Origin of the sequence: Kitasatospora sp. NPDC085895 (assembly GCF_040702125.1) — a bacterium.
Lineage (GTDB): Bacteria > Actinomycetota > Actinomycetes > Streptomycetales > Streptomycetaceae > Kitasatospora > Kitasatospora arboriphila.
In genome coordinates this window covers 1-1110 of sequence record NZ_JBFBJY010000248.1, presented here as the reverse complement: position 1 = coordinate 1110, position 1110 = coordinate 1, and the positions used below count along the sequence as shown (strand labels likewise).

1 protein-coding gene and 1 pseudogene are annotated in these 1110 nt (G+C 46.4%); both read left to right on the top strand.

The window, feature by feature from the left end:
• Positions 1 to 289, top strand: a 289-nt coding sequence (locus tag AB0442_RS42600) for a hypothetical protein (RefSeq protein WP_366168867.1), incomplete at its 5' end; no start/stop codon positions are given.
• A 405-nt stretch (positions 290 to 694) separates the two neighbouring features.
• Positions 695 to 1110, top strand: a pseudogene (locus AB0442_RS42595) (hypothetical protein); the annotation flags it as partial.

Genomic DNA, 1110 nt, shown 5'->3' with positions numbered 1-1110 from the left:
TACGCAGAGGACAGCAGCGTATGGCGACTTTTGGCGATGGATGCCGCTTTGCGCCACGAACACAATGACGGTATTAAAATACAGTGCTTTAGAAAGTCAGGGGGCATGGAGAAGAGGCGCATTTTTTAATCAGCAGGTTTATCCTGTCGTCGTTTGCTCTGGCAATGAGCCTTACGTGATTAAGCACCAGTGCAAAAATGTCAAAATTGGTACTCGACGATGCGGCATTGCGACGAGTCTGCGCTTGAACAGCCGCGGCACTTTTTCTTCTGACAAGCCACCAGAGTGAACATAACCCTATCGATATATTCACCGTGATTTCAAATGAGCCGCTGACTTATCAAATTGAAACGTTGTCGGCATTTTATGTGGGTTTTTACGTCATGGAATTTTTGGCGTTATTAATAATGACTTGTGACTTGTGACTTGTGACTTGTGACTTGTGACTTGTGACTTGTGACTTGTTATTGGTGTAAGTGATTTTTTTTATTATCGCTGAGGTCAGCCTCTGTCTGATTGCTGCTTCTGTCTTTTTCTCATCGCCCCCTATTGTTGTTGTTTAGTGAAACAATACGTTTATATTTTTGCTATTTATCGCAAACAATATCCTTACTAGTATCCATCTCAGCTAAGCAATACAGCGCATCTGCGAACTATTGATTAACTAATATGCACTTTAACCAATATATTATAAATGGAGCACAATATCATGACACAGACAACGTCTACGCCAAGCCGTGAAGAAGCCGATGCCATCGTTGAAAGCATGGTTGCTATTTTCAGTAAACCTATCCGTTCTCCGGTCATCGGCAAACCCACTGACTTCGGTTTGCAGTATGAAGACGTCTTTTTCCCAGCGTTGGACGGCGTGCCGCTGGAAGCGTGGTTCATCCCTTGCGTAGGTTCCGACAAGGTCATCATCTGTAACCACCCTGTGTGGTGCAGCCGGACTGGCCTGCCTGCCGACCGCGAGCCGTGGCGTTCCATCGGCGCTGCAGGCGGTAACGATTTTGCTTTCAGCTTCCTGCCGGACTATAAAATTCTGCACGATGCAGGCTACAACGTACTGGCTTACGACCTGCGCAATCTGGGTCTGAGCGGCGAAGCTAA